Raw genomic sequence first — 18,370 nt, forward strand, 5'->3', positions numbered from 1 at the left:
CCACGGCGCAGGCCGTCTAGGCCAGGCGGGACAGGACGGCCGGCAGCCTGTCCTCGTACACGACCGTCAGCCGCCGCGTCGCCCGGGTCACCGCCACGTACAGGTCCTGGCCGCCCATCGGCGACTGCTCCAGGATCCCCGCGGGATCGACCACCACGACCGCGTCGAACTCCAGCCCCTTGGCCTGGCCCACCGTCAGCACCGCCACCGGCGCCTCCAGCCCGCTGCCGGGGAACAGCGCCGAGATCCGCTTGTGCCGCGCGTTGGGCGTCAGCACGCCCAGCCGGCCCTCCCCGATGGCCGCCAGCTCCTCCTCGACCACGCGCGGCAGCTCCTCCACCGGCAGCTTCAGCGCGCGCGGCTCGGCCTCGCCCTCGCGCACCGACTCCGGCGGCCGCTCATCGGGCGCGAACGAGCGCAGCACGTCGGCCGCCACCCGCATGATCTCCACCGGCGTCCGGTAGTTGACCTCCAGCCGCTGCACCCGCCAGCGGCCCTCCAGGTAAGGGTCGAGCACGTCGCCCCAGGACCGCGCGCCCGCCGCCGACCCCGTCTGCGCCAGATCGCCCACGATGGTCAGCGACTTGGCGGGAACCCGCCGCATCACCATCCGCCAGGCCATCGGCGACAGCTCCTGCGCCTCGTCGACGATCACATGACCGTAGGCCCAGGTACGGTCCGACGCCGCCCGGTCGGCCGTCGTCACCTCGATGCCGTCGTCGGCATGCCGCTCGGCCAGCACGTCGGCCCGCTCCAAAATGCCCTGCTCGGCCACGCCGGTGACCTGCAGCACCTCGGCCGCGTACCGCTCCTGCCCGGCCTGCTCCTCGCGCTCGCGCCGGGCCGCGACCCGCTGCGCTGAGTCGTCCTCGCCCAGCAGCTCGGCCGCCTCGCCCAGCAGCTCGGCCGCCTCGTCCAGCAGCGGCACATCGCCCACCGTCCACTTCGCCTCGAGCGGGCGCACCAGCTCGCGCCACGACAGCCCGGCCGGCGCCGCCGCCTCCAGCTCCTCCGGCGAGGACAGCAGCTCGGACACGAAACGCTGCGGCGTCAGCTCCGGCCACAGCTCCTCCACCGCCGCGCGCACCTGCGGCTCGCCCCACAGCCGCCGCGAGGCCAGCTCGATGTCGAGGTCATCCAGGTCGCCCTCCAGGTCCAGCGGCTCGCTCAGCTCCGGCTCGTCGGGGATGTCCAGCTCCTCGATGTGCAGCGACTCCTCAAGCGCCCGCGCCTCGGCCCTGGCCAGCTCCTTCAGCAGCTCGGTGACGTACAGCTTGCGCGCCATGTTGTGCGGCAGCCGCACCGCGCGGGCCCGGTCGCGTAGCCGCACGCAGGTCTCGTGCGGCACGCGCAGCATCAGCCCGTCCAGCTCGATCACCAGATCGCCGTCCGGCACCCGCTGGCGCCGCCGCAGCGCCTCGGCCAGCAGCTCGGCCATCCGCAGGTCGCCCTTGACCACCGCCTGCGCGGGCTTGTCGGGCCTGGACGTCCGCACGCCGGGGAACATCTCCCCGACCGTGGTCATCACGACCTGTGTCTCGCCCAGCGCGGGCAGCACCTGGCTGATGTAGCGCAGGAACATCGGGTTGGGGCCCACCACCAGCACGCCCCGCCGCTCCAGCGTGTCGCGGTGGGTGTAGAGCAGGTACGCCGCCCGGTGCAGCGCCGCGACCGTCTTGCCGGTGCCGGGGCCGCCCTGGACCACCAGCGCCCCCTGCAGATCGGACCTGATCACCCGGTCCTGCTCGGCCTGGATGGTGGCCACCACGTCGCTCATCCGCCCGGTGCGGCCCCGGCGCAGCGCGGCCAGCAGCGCCGCCTCGCCCACCAGCGTGCGGCGGTCGCCCTCGCTCATGCCCTCCAGATCGAACACCTCGTCGTCGATGCCGACCACCACGCGGTCCTTCAGGTGCAGGTGCCGGCGGCGCACCAGGCCGCCGGGATCGGTGGCGGTGGCCAGGTAGAACGGCCGCGCGGCCGGCGCCCGCCAGTCGATGAGCACCGACTCGTTCTGCTCGTCGCGCAGCCCGATCCTGCCGATGTAGGTGGTGTCGCCGCCGGCGTCGTCGATGCGGCCGAAGCACAGGCCGCGCTCGACCGCCTCCAGCTGCGCCAGCCGCCGCGCCTGCTCGGCGGCCAGCACCTCGCGCTCCACCCGCGCCTGGCGGGTGCCCACCGAGCCGCCCCTGGCGTACACCTCGCGCAGCGCCTCGCGGGCCCGCTCCCTGGCGGCGTCGAGCCTGCCGTAGAGCCACGAGACGGTGCGCTGCTCGGTCTCAAGGGCCTCGGCCAGACCATCTTGACGATTCGTCATTCCGTGATATACTCCCTCTGGAGACTTGTGGAGCTCGACTTTTGCGATGGGCATGCGAGCTTAGTTCCGCGCACGCCTGCGCGCAATCACCCTCCCCGCCTTTCCCCCGCACCGCGAGTGCTAGCTTGACCGTCCATGGCGGACTATCTGCGGCAGCTGTTCTCCCTCACCGGCCGGCGCGCCCTGATCACCGGCGGAAGCTCCGGCATCGGGTACGCCATGGCCGAGGCCATCGGCCGTGCGGGCGCCGAGGTCGTCATCGTCGCCCGCACGCCGAGCGCACTCGACGAGGCCGTCGCCCGCATGCGCGAGCACGGCGTCACCGCCTCCGCGATTCCCGCCGACCTCGGCGTGCGCGAAGACGTCGAACGCGTCATCGCCACCGCCGGCGACGACATCGACATCCTCGTCAACGACGCCGGCAACAACATCCGCAAGCCCATGGCCGAGCTCACCCAGGACGACTACGACCGCACCCTCGCCGTCAACTTCACCGCCCCCTACCTGCTCGGCCAGCACTACGGCCCGAAAATGGCCGCCCGCGGCTGGGGCCGCATCATCAACATAGGCTCCCAGCAGTCCATCAGCGCCTTCGGCGACAGCGGCATCTACGGCGCCTCCAAGGCCGCACTCGCCGGCCTCACCCGCTCCCAGGCCGAGGCATGGTCGGCGCAGGGCGTGTGCGTCAACACGATCATCCCCGGCTTCGTGCTCACCCCGCTCACCGCCGCGGTCCAGGCCGTCCCCGGCCGCACCGAAGCCCTCGCCGCCCGCCACATGGTCGGACGCAACGGCCTGCCCGAGGACTTCGCCGGCGCGGCGGTCTTCCTCGCCAGTGAGGCGTGCTCGTTCATCACCGGGCAGATGCTCTTCGTGGACGGCGGCTTCTCCGTCCACTGACCCGGCCCGCCGCCTTTACGTTGTAGATCACGGAGCGACGGCGCGGGCGACCGTCTCGCGCAGCAGCGCGCGGCGGCGCTCATGCACCTCCTCCGGCTCCCCGGCCCAGGCCGCGTGGTAGCTGCTCACCGGTGACCAGGCGAAGGCCAGCGAGATCACCAGCGCCATCAGCGCCGCGGGATCCCCCTGGCGCAGCCGCCCGGCCGCCTGCGCCGCCTCGATCGCCTTGATCTTCGGCTCGTCGTCGGGGGCGTCGTCCATCAGGCGGCCCGCCGGATGGCGCTCCAGGCGCAGCCAGGCCAGCAGCCGGGCCAGCTCGGGATGGCGCAGGTTCTCGTCGTAGATGCTGACCGCCCACCCCGGCAGGTCGTCGGCGTCCAGCGGGACCGCGTTGCGCAACCGGTCGGACAGATCGGCGATCACCGCGTCGAACAGGCCGTCCTTGCTGCCGAAATAGCCATAGAGCTGGGCCTTGTTCGTCCTGGCCGCCGCGATGATGCGGTCGATCCTGGCCCCGGCGATGCCGCGCTCGGCGAACTCCGCCGCGGCCGCGTCGAGGATGCGCCTGCGCGTCGCGGCACCGCGCGCGGTGGTGGGCAGTTCAGGCATGTAGACCACCTTAGCAAACAGACTAGTTGGTTTGCTTTTCTCCGGAGACGCGCTACGCTCCCCAAACAAACCGAATAGTCTGTTTGGAGGCATACGTGCGTACCACCACCGCATGGCGCAGCACCGGCGACGGCTCCGTGACCCTCGAGCGGGTCACCATCGAACGGCGCGACCTGCGCGACCACGACATCGCGCTGCGCGTCGACTACTGCGGCGTCTGCCACAGCGACCTGCACCGCATCCAGGGCATGCTCAAGGAGGGCGCGATCGTCCCCGGCCACGAGTTCACCGGCACGGTCACCGCCGTCGGCCCCGCCGTCACCCGCTTCGCCCCCGGCGACCGCGTCGCGGTCGGCACCATCGTCGACTCCTGCGGCACGTGCGCGATGTGCGAGATCGGCCAGGAGAACTACTGCCTGGAAGGCCCCACCAGCACCTACGGCGCCAAGGACCGCGTGGACGGCACCAAGAACCAGGGCGGCTACAGCCGCGAGTTCGTGGTCACCGAGAAGTTCGCCTACCACCTGCCCGACGGCCTCGACGCGGCCGGCGCCGCCCCGCTGCTGTGCGCCGGCATCACCACCTGGGAGCCGCTGCGCGCCGCCGGCGTCGGCAAGGGCACCAAGGTCGCCGTCGCCGGGCTCGGCGGCCTCGGCCACCTCGGCGTCAAGCTGGCCGTCGCCCTCGGCGCCGAGGTCACCGTGCTCAGCCGCACCCCCGGCAAGGCCGACGACGCCCGCGCGCTCGGCGCGGCCGACCTGCTGGTCACCACCGACGAGGCGCAGCTCGCGGCCGCCCGCTACCGCTTCGACGTCGTCCTCGACACCGTCCCGGTCGCGCACGACCTGGCCCCGTTCATCGACCTGGTGGCCCTGGACGGCACCCTGTCCATCCTCGGCTACCCCTTCCCGGCCACGGTGCCGATCATGGAGCTGATGCGCGGCCGCAGGAAGCTCACCGGCTCCGGCACCGGCGGCACCCGGCGGACCGCCGAACTGCTGGAGTTCGCCGCCCGGCACCAGGTGACCGCCGACATCGAGGTGCTGCCGTCCAGCCGCGTCGAGGAGGCGCTGAACCGGCTGGAGAAGAACGACGTGCGCTACCGCTTCGTCCTCGACCTGTCCGACCTCGACCGGCCCGCCGCCTGACCCCCGTCACCAGCGCGCCGCCGTGCCCGGCGTGACCAGGATGCCGGGCACGGCGGCGACCGCCCGGGTCAGGGGAGCAGGACCTGAGCCAGGGTGTGCTCGCCGATGGCCGCCATGGCGGGGTTGTCGGCCGAGTGGGCGGCCAGCGCCGTGCCCATCACCAGCGCCCAGCCGCGGGCCCGCTCCCACGTCACCTCGTCGGCGTCCACCTGCGCGCGGAAGACCTCCCGCGCCTCCGCGCCGAACACCAGCCACGCCGCGGCCAGATCGGTGGCCGGATCGCCGCTGGTGAGATCGCCGAAGTCCAGCACCGCCGCCAGCCCGCCACCGCGCGCCAGCAGGTTCGCCGGGTGCGGATCGCCGTGCAGCCACAGCGCCGGGCCCTGCCACGGCGGCAGCGCCACCAGCTTCTCCCACAGGGCCAGCAGCTCCTCCGAACGAGGGATCGACGGCAGGCGGCCGCGCACCGCCGCATCACGGGCGGCCAGCGGCACGCCGCGCACCGGATTGCGGGGCGCCTCCGGCGGCGCGGGGCGATGCAGGCCGTTCATGAACGCGGCCAGCGGAGCCGCCAGACCGGCGCGCTCGGCCGGCGCCATGGCGGCGACCGTACGGCCGTCGAACCAGGGCGCGATCGTCCACGGCCACGGATAGCCCTCACCCGGCATGCCCGCCCGCACCGGCACGGGCAGCGCCACCTCGACGTATCCGGCCAGGACCGGCAGCCAGCGCTGCTCGTTGACGAGGAGGTCGACCGCCACCTTTCGGCGCGGCAACCGCACCGAAAGCTCAGAGCCCAGGCGGTAGATCACGTTGTCCCAGCCGCTGGCGACCAGGGTGAGCGGGCCGTCGAGATCCGGATGCTGGGCGCGGACCAGACGCCCGACGAGATCGGCGTCGATGTCGACCTCGGCCTCGGGGGTGTTCATCCCGACACCCTAGCGCCCGGCCCGGCACCCCGGCCTCGCGGGCGGCCGCCTGCTGCCGTCCGCGCTCGACCGGAGCCTCATCGTCCGGCCGGGCGCGGACGGAGTCCTGTCGCCCGGCTGAGCACGGTCCAGACGCGGGGCGCCTTCGCTGAGGAGATCATCTGCGGCGGAACTCGCGATCCCCCTTCTCCGCGTGCCAGGCCCTGATGACCAGCTCGTCGCCCTCGACGCGGGTCCACACCACCTCGCTCAGCTCGACCCTGAACAGGTGGAAGCCGTCGCCGGGCCGCCCGGCCGCCGCCCGCTCCTCGGGATCGGTGACCTCGACGGCCCGGCCGGACAGCTTCACATCGCCCTCCCACGCGGCCGCATCGTCGTGGAACGCCGACGTCACGTGGATCGCCATCCGCGGATCCCGCCGCAGGTCCAGCGCCTTGACCGCGCCGGCCATCGAGCCCAGCCACAGCTCGCCGTTCCTGCGGTCGACCTCGGTGCCGCTCACCCGCGGCGAGCCGTCCTTGCGCAAGGTGGCGAGGACCTTGTGCTTGTACGCGTCCATCAGCCGCTGAACGGCCTCCGCCAGCTCGGGCGCCTGACGCTGGAACTCCTGCCATGAAGCCATGGCCACCATGATGACCTCCGCCACCGACACGATCGCCTATCGTTAGTAAACGAATATACGTTTATAAATTGAGGAGTCGCACCATGGATCGCGCGTTCACCGCGGCCGCGTTCGCCGGCGTCAGCCTCGACGGGTTCATCGCCCGCGACGACGGCGACCTCCACTGGCTCACCAGCAGGGGCGAAGCCGCCGGCGACTACGGCTATGACGCGTTCATCGAGGGCATCGACACCGTCGTCATGGGACGCGGCACGTACGAGCCGGCCCGTGCCTTCGACCCCTGGCCGCACGAGGGCCGGCACGTCGCCGTGCTCAGCACCACCCTCCCCCTCGACGCCGACCCGCGCATCAGCGTGCACCGCGACCTCGGCGACCTGCTGCGCGCGCTGCACGAGCGGGGCGCCAAGAGCGTCTACGTGGACGGCGGGCAGGTCATCCGCGCGTTCCTGCGGGCCGGGCTGCTCGACGAACTCACGATCACCACGGTGCCGGTGCTGATCGGCACCGGGGTGCCGCTGTTCGGGCCGCTCGGGCGGGACGTGCCACTGCGGCACGTGACGACCAAGGTCCTCGGGGCGGGGGTGGTGCAGTCCACGTACGCCGTCGAACCGGTCACCTGACGTCCCGCCCGCCCCGGCTACCGTGGGATGCCGAGCCGATCGAGGAGGGACCATGCCGCATACCTGGTTGACCGAGCGGTTCGGGCTGGCGGTGCCGCTGGTGGGCGCGCCCATGGCGGGCGTCAGCGACGGGCGGCTGGCGGCGGCGGTGTCGGCCGCGGGGGCGCTCGGCATGTTCGGGGTGCCGCCGTCGGCGAGCGCGTCGTGGATCGAGGAGCAGGCGGGGGTCGCCGCCGCGACCGGCAGGCCGTACGGCATCGGACTGCTGGCCTGGGCGCTCGGCGACCACCCCGGGCACCTGGAGGCGGTCCTGCGGGTGCGGCCGGCCCTGGTGTCGGTCAGCTTCGGCGACTACGCCCCGTACGTCGAGCCGCTGCGCGCGGCCGGGATCACCGTGGCCGTCCAGGCGGGCACCACCGAGGAGGCCGTGCAGGCCGAGCAGGCCGGCGTGGACGTGGTGGTGGCCAGGGGCGGCGAGGGCGGCGGGCACGGCCGCGACGAGGTCGCCACGCTGCCGCTGCTGCAGGGCGTGCTCGAGGCCGTCCGCACCCCGGTGCTCGCCGCAGGGGGCATCGCCACCGCGCGCGGGCTGGCCGCCGTGCTGGCCGCGGGCGCGGAGGGCGGCTGGGCGGGCACCGCGTTCCTCGCCTGCACCGAGACGACGCTCTCCCCCGAGGGACGCGAGCGGCTGCTCGCCACCGGGGAGACCGGCACCGCGTACGGGCGGGTGTTCGACGTCGCGCAGGGGCTGGCGTGGCCGCCCGAGTACGGCGGCCGGGCGCTGCGCAACGCCTTCTACGACCGGTGGAAGGGCCGCGAGGACGAGCTGGCCCGCGACGCGGGGGCACGGGACGAGCTGCGGGCGGCGCAGGCCGGGCGCGACTACGACACCGCCTACGTGTACGCGGGGCAGGCGGTGGGCACCGTACGGCGCGAGCGCCCGGCGGCCGACGTGGTCGCGGACTTCGCCGCCGTGGACGAGCTGCTGGGCCGCTTCACCGGCAGCCGCTGACCCCTTCACCGGCCCGGCCACCGTGCCGTCGGCTGCAGGACGACGCGACCGTGATGACCGTGGAGTGGAAGCCGTCCAGGAACCGCTACCGGCTGGTGCCGTGACACCGGGCCCGGCGCGGCGGCCTGACCGGCGCTCGAAGGGCCGCGCCGGCCTGCGCACCGGACACCGCGTGGCCGGGGCGGCCCGCTGACCGGTCGGCCGTTGGGGTGCGCCGGGCACGCCGCCGGTGTTACATGCTTGCGATGATCGACGATCCGCTGGACCGCCTTCGCGAGGCCGCCCGCCGTACCCGCGAGACCCACCGCACGAGCACCGGCCTGAGCCACGAGGACGCCGACGACGACATCGGCACGATCGGCACCGACGGGGCGCTCGGCTTCGACCCGTTCCCGCTGCTCCGGGCCCTGGACGCGCACGGGGTGAGGGCGGTGGTGATCGGGCAGGTCGCGGGCATCATGCACGGCTCGGCGGAGCTGACCGGCGACCTCGACCTGCTCTGGGACGGCTCACCGGCGGACGCCCCCGCCCTGGCCGCCGCCTTCGCCTCGGCCGGCGCGCATCTGGGCGGCGGGCTGCCGCTGGAGCCGGAGTCGTTCCTGCGGCCGAAGGTGGCCTTCACCGGGCCCGGGGCGGGCGGCGACTGCTGCACGCCGGCGCTGCCGTGGGGCGAGCTGTACGTGCCGGGCGTCCTCGACCGCGCGCTCACCGCGACCGGGCCGGACGGCCTCACCGTGCACTATGCCCGCCTCGACGACCTCATCGCGATGCGCCGCGCCCTGGGCCGCCCCAAGGACCTGCGCCGCGCGGCCGAGCTGGAACACCTGCGCTCGGGCGGGGCCGCCCGCTGACTCCGGAGCGGGCGCCGGTGGCCTGAGGCAGCGTCACCATGAGCGTCCCGATCTCCCCACCGGACGCCCGGACATCGGCAAAGCGGGTCCGGCTCGCGGGCCGGCGGTCTACGATCGGCGAATGGCCGCACCCGAGCTCATCCGCATCGCCACCCGCTCGTCACCCATGGCGCTCGCCCAGGTCGAGCGCGTACGCGCAGAGCTGGCCGCGCTGCATCCCGGCATCCGCACCGAGGTGGTACCGGTGACGACGTCCGGCGACAGGTGGCAGGGCGCGCTGTCGGAGCTGGGCGGCAAGGGCGCGTTCACCAAGGAGGTGGACGAGGCGCTGCTGACCGGCCGCGCCGACCTCGCGGTCCACTGCATGAAGGACATCCCGGCCGACCGGCCGCTGCCGGCCGGCACAGTGTTCGCCGCCCACCTCAAGCGCGACGACCTGCGCGACGCGCTCGTCCACCCCGGCGGCCGCACGCTGGACGAGCTGCCCGACGGCACCCGCATCGGCACCTCCTCCGTACGCCGGGTCGCCCAGCTCGCCGCCTCACACCCGCACCTGCGCTGCGTGCCCATCCGCGGCAACGCCAACAGCCGCCTGGCCAAGCTCGACGCGGGCGAGGTCGACGCGCTGCTGCTCGCCGTCTCCGGCCTGCACCGCATCGGGCTGAGCGGCCGCATCAGCGAGATCCTGTCGCTGGAGACGATGTGCCCGCCGATCGGCGCCGGCGTGCTCGCCCTGCAGTGCCGCGAAGACGACACCGCGACCATCGACGCCGTCGCCGGCCTCGGCCACCCGCCCACCTGGCGGGAGATCACCGCCGAACGCATGCTGCTCCACGTCCTGCAGGGCCACTGCAACAGCCCCATCGCCGGGTACGCCCGCGCCGAGCGCGACGGCCGGCTGTCGCTGCGCGCGCGGGTGTTCTCCCCCGACGGCAAGACGGTCCTCGACGCCCACGAGTGGGCCGGCCCCCTCGACCCGGCCACTCTCGGCACCTCGGTCGCCGTCGCCCTGCTGCGTCAAGGCGCCCGCGAGGTCATCGACGCGATCCCCCACTGACCGGTCCCGCGCCGATCGCGGGAACGGCGATCGGCCCGGCCGCAGCCGCCTCACCCGCTCAACCGCCTCACCCGCCGCGCAGCCGCGGGGCTCGGGGCCGGACGCCCGGAAGCCGAGCGGCTCCACCACCATGTCGCCGACGCCCGTCCTGCCGTCGTCAGGGCTCTTTCCGGGCCTCATCACCGTGAGGACGTCGCACGGCGGCGGGCCGATCCTCCCGCTGTGTCCCGCCGCCGATCTGGTCCAGGAACGCCTTGGCGGCCGGGGACGGCGGGTCGTGCCAGATGAGGTGCTCCACGCGGGTGGGGGCGTCGCGCAGGCGGATGACGCGCAGGTCGGGGAAGCGGGAGGCGTACGCGGCCGGCAGCATGCCCACACCGAGCCCCTGGCGTACCAGATCGACCATCAAGTCGGCGGACGACACCTCGAACGGCACCTCGCGCCGCACCCCGGCCGCCGCGAACGCCTCGTCCGACTGCGCCCGCCCGGCCGCACCCGCGCGGAAGTCGATGAACGGCTCGTCCGCCAGGCTCCGCAGATCCGTCTCCCGCTCCGTACGGGGATGATCGGGGGCGACCACGGCGACCAGGTCGCCGCCGCCCAGCCGGCGGCTGGAGACCCCCTTCGGCTCGGCGCGGGACGGCAGGCCGAGGAACGCGACGTCCACGGCGCCCTGCCGGACCCGCGCGATGAGCGGGTCGCTGCCCGCCGAGGTGAGCGTGATGTGGACGCGCGGATGGCGGCGGCGGAACTCGCGCAGCGCCACCGGCAGGTCGAGCGCGGTCACCGTGGGGATGGCGCCGACCGCCAGCCGGCCGCGGATCTCGCCGCCCGCCGCCGCCACCTCGGCCCGCGCGCGGTCGGCCGCCTCCAGGCATGCGCGGGCGGCGGGAAGGAACGCCTCACCGGCCGCCGTCAGCCGGACCCTGCGGCTGGTCCGCTCGAACAGCCGGGCGCCCAGCTCCCGTTCGAGCGCGGCGATCTGGTGGCTGAGCGCCGACTGCACGACGCGGCAGCGCTCGGCCGCACGGGTGAAGTTCATGGTCTCGGCGACCGCGACGACGTACCTCAACTGCTGCAGTTCCACCCAACCATCATGAACCACGATCGATCATCATGAAAAGTATGTGTTGGACTCATTGATCGGTGTTCCGTCACGCTGGAACGCATGACTGTGAAGCAAGTGAGTCCTGCCGTCCGGCAGAATCAGCCATCCATGCTCAGGCCATGGCTCGGCGTCACGGCGATCACCGCCAGCCTGTTCGTCTTCCTCACCACCGAGCTCATGCCGGTCGGCCTGCTCACCCCCATCAGCGCCGGCCTCGGCATCTCCGTGGGCACCGCCGGGCTGATGGTGACGTTGATGGGGGTTTCCGCAGGGTTGGGCGTGCCGTTCATCGTGGCGTGGACCAGGCGGGTCAACCGGCGGGCGCTGCTGGCCGCGCTGCTCGTGGTGCTGACGCTGGGGAACGTGATCACGTCCGTGTCGCCGAACTTCCCGCTGGTGCTGACCACGCGGCTGGTGATGGGGTTCGCCAGCGGCACGTTCTGGGGGATCGGCGTGGCCATGGCGATGCGGCTGGTGCCCGAACGGCACGCGAGCCGGGCCGCCGCCGTGGTGATGTCGGGCATCTCCATCGGCGCGGTGGCCGGCATCCCCTTGGGCACCACGCTGGAGAGCCTGACGGACTGGCGGACAACGTTCCTCATCTGGGGCGGGCTCAGCGCGCTGGTGCTCGTCGCGGTCGCCGTCCTCATCCCGTCGCTGCCGTCGGACAACGCCGTCTCGGCGCGCGAGGTGTTCCGCCTTCCGCTGCGGAACGGGCCGCTGCGGCTGGTGCTGACGGCCGTCGTGCTGTTCGTGCTCGGGCACTTCGGCGCGTACACCTTCGTCCGGCCCTACCTGGAAGAGCACGCCGCCGCCACGCCGCTGTTCGTGACGATCCTGCTCATGGCGTACGGCGTCGGCGGCGCGGCCGGCAACCTCGTCGCCGGGCCCATCGTGGCGCGGAACGCGCGGCGCGGCTTCATCGGCGGGTCGATCGGGCTCGTGACGTCCCTGGTGTTGCTGCTCACCCTCGGGCAGACGCAGGCGGGCGCCGTGGTCACGCTGATCCTGTGGGGCGTCACCTTCGGCATCGTGCAGCTCAGCCAGGTCACGATGACGCAGGCGGCCGCTCCTGAGACGTTCGAGGCCGCGATGTCCCTGAACACGATGGCGTACAACACCTCCATCGCGCTGGGGGCGCTCGCCGGCGGGCTCTTCGCCGACCGGCTCGGGGTGACCAGCGTCGTCTGGTTCGGCATCGCGCTGACCGCGGCCGCCCTGCTCCTCGTCCTCGCCTCCCGCCCGAAGACACGATCCTGAACGGTCCCCGTCCGGTGCCGGATCCCGGTCTCCTGGCCGCGGATCCGCCGTCACGCCGCCCGACCTGCGCGCCCCGGGCTCACCGAGCACGGCCGCATCGGCGGCTACGTCCATCCGCGCCGGGGTCGCGCGCGGCGGAGGCGGCGCAGGAGAGCCGGCCGTGAGAGCACCGCGAGCGGCCGGGGTCCGGATCAGGGCCGCGCGCGGCGGAGGCGGCGCAAGAGACGGTCGTACGGGACCGCGTGGCCGACGTGGCCCCGATATCCCCGGGTGGTCGTGGCCTTGCACAGGGCGTTGAGCAGGGCTTCCTCGACCGCGTCCATGACGGCGGCGAAGACCGGGGTGAGCGCCTCGTCGGGCAGGAGCGGAAGCCGGGGCGGCGCGGTGCTGAAGGCGATCGCGTAGTCGCCGCTGCCGTGCGAATACGAGGCTCCCACCCGCCCCATCGCGAAGATCGCCCGGCGGGCCAGGCGGCCCAGCCGGCGGGCATCGAGCGGGGCGTCGGTGGCGACCACGATCATGCAGGAGTTTCCCGGCGGCTCGGCGCCGTCAGCCCCGGCGACCAGCTCGGCGGCCGGCATCGGAACGCCCTGGACGGTCAGTACGCCGCCGAAGTTCGCCTGGACGAGCGCTCCCGCCGTGACCGGAACGCCCTCGACCTCCAGCCGCCGGGACGAGGTGCCGATGCCGGCCTTGAAGCCGAGCGCGGTGGTGCCGGTGCCCGCGCCCACGCAGCCCTCGCCGGGCAGGCCGCCGCTCGCGCCGTCGAGTGCGTCGAGCACGTGCCGCTCGGTGATGGGCCGCCGCCTGATGTCGGACAGGTGGCCGTCGTTGGTCTCCCCGACCACGCAATTGAACGACAGGCCGTCCGGGCGGAGCCGCATCACGTACGACAGCAGCGCGTCCGCCGCCCGGTAGACCGACAGCGTGCCGGTCAGCACGATGGGCGACTCCAGGACGCCCAGCTCGTCGATCTGGGTGGAGCCGACGAGCTTGCCGTAGCCGTTGCCGACGTGCACGGCCGCGGGTAGCCGCCAGGTGCTGAACAGCTGCTCGGGCACGATCGCGGTGACCCCGGTGTGGAGGTCCGCGCCGTCGTCGATCGTGGTGTGGCCGACCAGGACGCCTTCGACGTCGGTGATCGCGTTGAGCGGCCCCGTGGGCAGCCCGCCGACGACGATGCCCAGCTCCCGCGCCCGCACCCGCTCGTCCGGACCCGCAGCCGCTGCTGCGGAGGGTCCCGCAGCGGGATCCCAGGAGGGGGAAGGAGCCGAGGGCGGAGCGGCGCCCCCATGCGCGGGCGAACCCGAACCCACCGACCCGCCCGGAGCCGAACTCACGGGCGGCCCCGAGCCTGCGGACACGCCCCAAGCCGAGCTCACGGGCGGCCCCGAGCCTGCGGACACGCCCCAAGCCGAGCTCACGGGCGAGCCCGAGCCTGCGGACACGCCTCGAGCCGAAGTCGCGGGTGGGCTCGGGGGAACGACCGTAACCCGATGCTCAGGCGCGGCCAGATGCTCGCCCGGAGACGCGACCGCAGCCGAGCGCTCAGGCGTGGCCGGATCCCCGCCCGGGGGCACGACCGCCGCCGGGCGCTCGGGTGCGGCCGGGGGCACGATGGTCGCCGGGGGCTCGGGCGCGGCCGGGTGCTCGGGCGTGCCGGGGTGGTCGTCGTCGGGTTGTGTCACGTCGAGCAGTATCGCCGCCTCGCGCCGCCCCGGCTGCACCGGGTGCTCACGCTGATCCCGGCCGGCCGTCACCCCACCCGCCAACTGCCCGCCCGAGACAGCGGTGACGAAGAGGGGCGAGGCCGCCCGGCGTCAGCGAGAGCTCCCGAGCGAAACGCGGCCACACCGCAGCCGCACGTCACCGGCGCGCTGCCTGGTCAAAGCCCTGCGCGCCCGGTCGTGCCGGTCTGCGCGACGGGACAAGGCGCGGCAGGACGAGGCCGGCCTGTGTGCCGGTTGCGTCGATCGGCGTGACCCGCAGAGCCGACCCGCCCCCGGATCCACCCGCCCCATGGAGCCGACCTGCCCCATGGAGCCGGCCTTGCCCCACGGAGCCGACCTGCTCTGCGGCGCGCCAGAGGCAGCCCGGACGCGGAATCGCCGACCGGTCGGGGTCAGGCTGTTCGCCGGGTCAGGCGCGGCGGAGCAGCCGGTTCGCCGGGGCCGGCCGGTGATGCCGGGTCCGCAGATCGGGCGGCGTCAGGCGGCGCAGCGAGGGGCAGACGGTCCGCCGTGCCGGGCAGGGCGAGGTAGCCGGTTCGTCAAGGTCACGCGGGTCGCCGCGTCAGGCACGGCAGGACAGCCGGTTCGTCAAGGTCACGCGGGTCGCTGTGTCAGGCACGGCAGGGTAGGCGGTTCGTCAGGGTCAGGCGGTGATGCCGGGTCATGCGATCGGGCGACGTCAGGCGACGAGGATCAGGCGGCCCGGCGGAGGGCAGGCGACCCGCCCGGGCAGCCCGTTCGCCGGAATCAGCCGCCGATGCCGGGCCAAGCGGTGGGGCGGCAACAGGCGGTGGGGATCAGGCGGTTCGCCGGGGCAGCCCATTCGCCCAGATCAGCCGGTGATGCCGGGTCAGGCAGTGGGGGTCAGGTGGTGGGGCGGGTGGCTTTGCCGTCGAGCCACAGGGTGTCCGACTCGTCGCGGTGCGAGCCCGTGCTCCCCACGTGTTTGGCGTCGATCTTCGGCCCCTTCTTGATCACGTGGACGAGCGCCATCGCGTGGCCCCGGCCAAGCCCGTAGTCCTCCTTCAGCCAGTCGACGATGACACCCGCCTTCACGGACGGGTCGTCGTAGCCCCGCTCCTTGGCGAGCGCGATGAACTGCCGCGGCGTCAGGCCGGTCTTGTCCTCGATGTTGTCGAGGTACGCCTGGAACGACATGTCTTCCTCCACTGTCGAGCGGGACGATCGTGGCTCACTCTGCCAGACGCCACCGACAAAATCGCGGCCCCCGACTTCACACGACCCGAGGCCCGTGAAACCCGGCCCCAGGCCCGTGAAACCCGGCCGAGGGCGGCGTGAAACCCGGGCCCCCGACAGTGACGGACATGAGCATCACGAATCTGGACGATTCCCCAGGCGTGGCCGTCCGTGCGGAAGGGCTGGTGAAGGCGTTCGGCACACACCGCGCGGTGGACGGCATCGACCTCGACATTCGCACCGGCGAGATCTTCGGCGTGCTCGGCCCGAACGGCGCGGGCAAGACCACCACGCTGCGGATGCTGGCGACGCTGCTGGCGATCGACGAGGGCCGCGCCGAGATCTTCGGCGTGGACGTGGCCCGCGAGCCGCACGTCATCCGCCAGCTCGTCGGCGTCACCGGCCAGTACGCCTCCGTCGACGAGAACCTGACCGCCCGGGAGAACCTCTGGCTGTTCGCCCGCCTCCAGGGCATCGCGAGCCCGCGCGCCCGCGGCATCGGCGACGATCTGCTGGGCCGGTTCGGCCTGGAGGAGGCCGCGGACAAGCCGATCGCGCAGTTCTCCGGCGGCATGCGGCGCCGTCTCGACCTGGCGGCGAGCCTCATCACCAGGCCGCCGCTGATCTTCCTGGACGAGCCGACCACGGGGCTGGACCCGCGTACCCGCGGCCAGATGTGGGACACCATCCGCGAGCTGGTGGCCGACGGCTGCACGGTGCTGCTGACCACCCAGTACCTGGACGAGGCCGACCAGCTCTCCGACCGCATCGCGGTGATCGACCGCGGGCGCAAGGTCGCCGAGGGCACCCCCGACGAGCTGAAGACCGCCGTCGGCGATTCCACGCTGCAGGTGCACCTGGCCGACCCCGCCGACGTGCAGGACGCGGTCCAGGTGGTGCGGCGGGTGCTGGGCTGCGATCCGGTGCTCAGCCCGGAGCAGGCCCGGCTGAACGTCGCGCTGGAGCAGGCCGACATGGCGGCGGAGGTGCTGATCGCGCTGCGCACGGCCGGGCTGTCGATCGCGTCGGTGAGCGTGGCCAAGCCCAGCCTGGACGAGGTGTTCCTCGTGCTCACCGGCCACGGGACGGACGCCGGCACGACGAAGGAGGACGACCGATGACCAGCACCACGATCACTCCCGCGCGCGAGCGGATCGACGTCGCCGCCCGCGTGGCCGCCACCCGGCGGCGCGTCACCGTCGCGGAGACGGTGGGCCAGACGATGACGATGGCCTGGCGGGCGCTGAAGAAGATGCGCCGCAATCCTGAGCAGTTCTTCGACGTGGCGGTGCAGCCGATCCTGTTCACCGCGATGTTCGCCTACATCTTCGGCGGCGCGATCGCGGGCGACGTGCAGAGCTACCTGCCGCTGATGATTCCCGGCATCCTCGCCCAGACCGTGCTGACGACCTGCATGGCCACCGGTACGCAGCTGCGCGAGGACATGGAGAAGGGCGTCTTCGACCGGTTCAAGGCGTTGCCGATGGCCAGGATCGCGCCGCTGGCCGGTCCCATGGTGGCCGACCTGCTGCGGTACGCGATCGCGGCCGTGCTGACGTTCTCCATGGGTCTGCTCATGGGCTATCGGCCGGGCGGCGGCGCGGGCGGCGTGCTCGGCGCGATCGTGCTGTCGATTTTCACGGGCTGGTCGCTGGCGTGGATCTTCACGTGGGTCGGCACGATCGCGCGGAGCGCCCAGGCGGTGCAGGGCATCTCCATGATGATCCTGTTTCCGCTGACGTTCCTGTCGAACGCGTTCGTCCCCGTCGAGACGCTGCCCGACTGGCTGGCCGCGTTCGTGAAGATCAACCCGGTGTCACATCTGGTCACGGCGGCCCGCGACCTGGCCAACAGCGCCGCGGTCTCCGGGGAGGTGGCCTGGACGGTGCTCGCCGGCCTGGCCGTCATCGCGGTCTTCGCGCCCCTGTCGGTCCGCAGCTACAAGCGGCACCTGTGAGCCCGCCGCCTGCCGGACGAGGTGGCGCGCCTCGTCCAGCAGGTCGGGCCCGGTGCGGGTGCCGTACTCGGCTCGTATCGCGGCGAGCGTCCCCGGCGCGATGCGCTCCGCGTCCGGCTCGATGCGCTCCATGGACATGCTGGGCAGCAGGGCGACGTACGAGAACCGCTCGGCCAGCACCAGCATCCTGATCGCGGTCTCGGCGGGCATGGCCGACCGCAGCAGCCCCCAGACGCCCAGCGCGAACAGCATCGACCCGCAGATCGGGTAGTCGCGTATGGGGTTGTCGCCGAGGAGCAGGTCGTGGCCGAGCACGTCGGCGAACAGCCGCTCGCCGTAGCGGACGCCGTCCCCGCGCGCGTGGCGGGCGTGCGCGGTCAGGGCCACCGCCTCGGCCACCACCGTCCACGGGGCGACCTCGGTGGGTCCCATGCCGGTCAGCTGCAAGTCGCGCGCGCTGCGCACGGCCTGCCGGTACTCGGCGAGCGCGGCATCGATCTCGCCCCTGGCCAGGGCGATCTCGGCGGAGCACAGCGCCACGGTCGCCACGCCGCCCATCACCGGCTCGTTGTCGTTGATGTAGGCGATCGCGGCCAGCTCGGCCTCGGCGCGGCCGAGGTCGCCGTCCTCGATGGCGCAGGTCACCAGCACGGCCCGCAGCTGCGCCTCGTCGTCGGAGGCGCCGAGGCGCCGCAGCACCGGTACGGCGATCCTGGCGTGTTCGAGGGCCCGCTTGCGGTCGCCGAGCTGCAGGACGAGCTGGGCCAGCATGGCGTGCATGATCGCGCTCTGCCACTGCCCCTCGTCACCCTCCTCCAGCAGCGCCAGGGTGCGCTCGGCGGCCGCGATGGCCCCGGCGTGGTCGCCGGCGTTCTCCAGGACGTGGGCGAGCTGCCGGGCCGCCTCGATCGCCACGTCGCGGTCGGGGCTTCGCGCCATCTCCGACAGCCGGGCCAGCATGCCGGGGGCGTCGAGCCCGTGCCAGGCGTCCAGCACCTGGCACATCGCCAGGATCCTGCGCGGGGTCCGCTCGCTGACCGGCAGCGAGAGGAGCAG

Annotated in this window: 16 protein-coding genes; 9 read left to right on the plus strand and 7 right to left on the minus strand. The window is 73.4% G+C overall.

All coding sequences use genetic code 11. The features are described 5' to 3' along the window. Nucleotides 1-16: 16 nt before the first annotated feature. The gene (locus ACGFIM_RS03320; RefSeq protein ID WP_393193823.1) at nucleotides 17-2,314 is read right to left on the minus strand and encodes a HelD family protein; all 2,298 of its coding nucleotides are present in this window, start codon (nucleotides 2,312-2,314) and stop codon (nucleotides 17-19) included. Nucleotides 2,315-2,449: 135 nt separating this feature from the next. On the opposite strand from ACGFIM_RS03320, the gene ACGFIM_RS03325 reads away from it, so the two are divergent. Then, complete coding sequence (locus tag ACGFIM_RS03325) at nucleotides 2,450-3,214, plus strand: SDR family NAD(P)-dependent oxidoreductase (RefSeq protein ID WP_393193826.1); 765 nt, start codon at nucleotides 2,450-2,452, stop codon at nucleotides 3,212-3,214. Nucleotides 3,215-3,241: 27 nt separating this feature from the next. On the opposite strand, the gene ACGFIM_RS03330 is transcribed toward ACGFIM_RS03325, so the two are convergent. Continuing rightward, the gene (locus ACGFIM_RS03330) at nucleotides 3,242-3,823 is read right to left on the minus strand and encodes a TetR family transcriptional regulator (protein WP_393193829.1); all 582 of its coding nucleotides are present in this window, start codon (nucleotides 3,821-3,823) and stop codon (nucleotides 3,242-3,244) included. A 95-nt stretch (nucleotides 3,824-3,918) separates the two neighbouring features. Here ACGFIM_RS03330 and ACGFIM_RS03335 point away from each other — a divergent pair, with 95 nt between their 5' ends. Beyond that, nucleotides 3,919-4,971, plus strand: coding sequence for an NAD(P)-dependent alcohol dehydrogenase (locus tag ACGFIM_RS03335; protein WP_393193832.1), 1,053 nt, complete (start codon nucleotides 3,919-3,921; stop codon nucleotides 4,969-4,971). Nucleotides 4,972-5,039: 68 nt separating this feature from the next. On the opposite strand, the gene ACGFIM_RS03340 is transcribed toward ACGFIM_RS03335, so the two are convergent. Together ACGFIM_RS03340 and ACGFIM_RS03345 are read right to left on the minus strand one after the other, a co-directional pair. Continuing rightward, nucleotides 5,040-5,900 (minus strand): aminoglycoside phosphotransferase family protein, encoded by an 861-nt coding sequence (locus tag ACGFIM_RS03340; RefSeq protein WP_393193835.1) that lies wholly within the window; start codon nucleotides 5,898-5,900, stop codon nucleotides 5,040-5,042. 157 nt (nucleotides 5,901-6,057) lie between these two features. Continuing rightward, nucleotides 6,058-6,522 (minus strand): pyridoxamine 5'-phosphate oxidase family protein, encoded by a 465-nt coding sequence (locus tag ACGFIM_RS03345; RefSeq protein WP_393193838.1) that lies wholly within the window; start codon nucleotides 6,520-6,522, stop codon nucleotides 6,058-6,060. Between the two features lie 83 nt (nucleotides 6,523-6,605). Here ACGFIM_RS03345 and ACGFIM_RS03350 point away from each other — a divergent pair, with 83 nt between their 5' ends. The 4 genes from ACGFIM_RS03350 (at nucleotide 6,606) to hemC (ending at nucleotide 10,062) form a co-directional block, all read left to right on the plus strand. Continuing rightward, complete coding sequence (locus tag ACGFIM_RS03350; protein WP_393193841.1) at nucleotides 6,606-7,142, plus strand: dihydrofolate reductase family protein; 537 nt, start codon at nucleotides 6,606-6,608, stop codon at nucleotides 7,140-7,142. Nucleotides 7,143-7,194: 52 nt separating this feature from the next. Next, nucleotides 7,195-8,154 carry an NAD(P)H-dependent flavin oxidoreductase gene (locus tag ACGFIM_RS03355; protein WP_393193844.1) on the plus strand — a complete coding sequence of 320 codons (960 nt, stop codon included), beginning with the start codon at nucleotides 7,195-7,197 and terminating at the stop codon, nucleotides 8,152-8,154. A gap of 245 nt (nucleotides 8,155-8,399) precedes the next feature. Beyond that, a complete protein-coding gene (locus ACGFIM_RS03360; RefSeq protein ID WP_393193847.1) occupies nucleotides 8,400-9,005 on the plus strand; it encodes a hypothetical protein in 606 nt (201 codons plus the stop codon). Nucleotides 9,006-9,126: 121 nt separating this feature from the next. Further along, complete coding sequence (gene hemC / locus ACGFIM_RS03365; protein ID WP_393193850.1) at nucleotides 9,127-10,062, plus strand: hydroxymethylbilane synthase; 936 nt, start codon at nucleotides 9,127-9,129, stop codon at nucleotides 10,060-10,062. 157 nt (nucleotides 10,063-10,219) lie between these two features. On the opposite strand, the gene ACGFIM_RS03370 is transcribed toward hemC, so the two are convergent. Then, entirely contained in the window at nucleotides 10,220-11,149 is a 930-nt protein-coding gene (locus ACGFIM_RS03370) for a LysR family transcriptional regulator (RefSeq protein ID WP_393193853.1), read from the minus strand. Between the two features lie 129 nt (nucleotides 11,150-11,278). Here ACGFIM_RS03370 and ACGFIM_RS03375 point away from each other — a divergent pair, with 129 nt between their 5' ends. Next, nucleotides 11,279-12,430, plus strand: coding sequence for an MFS transporter (locus ACGFIM_RS03375; RefSeq protein ID WP_393193856.1), 1,152 nt, complete (start codon nucleotides 11,279-11,281; stop codon nucleotides 12,428-12,430). Nucleotides 12,431-12,621: 191 nt separating this feature from the next. On the opposite strand, the gene ACGFIM_RS03380 is transcribed toward ACGFIM_RS03375, so the two are convergent. Beyond that, nucleotides 12,622-13,632: a P1 family peptidase gene (locus ACGFIM_RS03380; protein WP_393193859.1), complete on the minus strand. Its 1,011-nt coding sequence runs from the start codon at nucleotides 13,630-13,632 to the stop codon at nucleotides 12,622-12,624. Nucleotides 13,633-15,024: 1,392 nt separating this feature from the next. Then, nucleotides 15,025-15,318 carry a DUF4287 domain-containing protein gene (locus tag ACGFIM_RS03385; protein WP_393193862.1) on the minus strand — a complete coding sequence of 98 codons (294 nt, stop codon included), beginning with the start codon at nucleotides 15,316-15,318 and terminating at the stop codon, nucleotides 15,025-15,027. A 167-nt stretch (nucleotides 15,319-15,485) separates the two neighbouring features. On the opposite strand from ACGFIM_RS03385, the gene ACGFIM_RS03390 reads away from it, so the two are divergent. Both ACGFIM_RS03390 and ACGFIM_RS03395 read left to right on the plus strand, forming a co-directional pair. Continuing rightward, the gene (locus tag ACGFIM_RS03390; protein ID WP_393193865.1) at nucleotides 15,486-16,478 is read left to right on the plus strand and encodes an ATP-binding cassette domain-containing protein; all 993 of its coding nucleotides are present in this window, start codon (nucleotides 15,486-15,488) and stop codon (nucleotides 16,476-16,478) included. Continuing rightward, entirely contained in the window at nucleotides 16,475-17,314 is an 840-nt protein-coding gene (locus ACGFIM_RS03395; protein WP_393193868.1) for an ABC transporter permease, read from the plus strand. The genes ACGFIM_RS03390 and ACGFIM_RS03395 overlap by 4 nt, the downstream gene beginning before the upstream one ends. The last annotated feature ends 1,056 nt before the right edge of the window (nucleotides 17,315-18,370 follow it).

The organism is Nonomuraea sp. NPDC049309 (assembly GCF_043196965.1).
Taxonomy (GTDB): Bacteria; Actinomycetota; Actinomycetes; order Streptosporangiales; family Streptosporangiaceae; genus Nonomuraea; species Nonomuraea fastidiosa.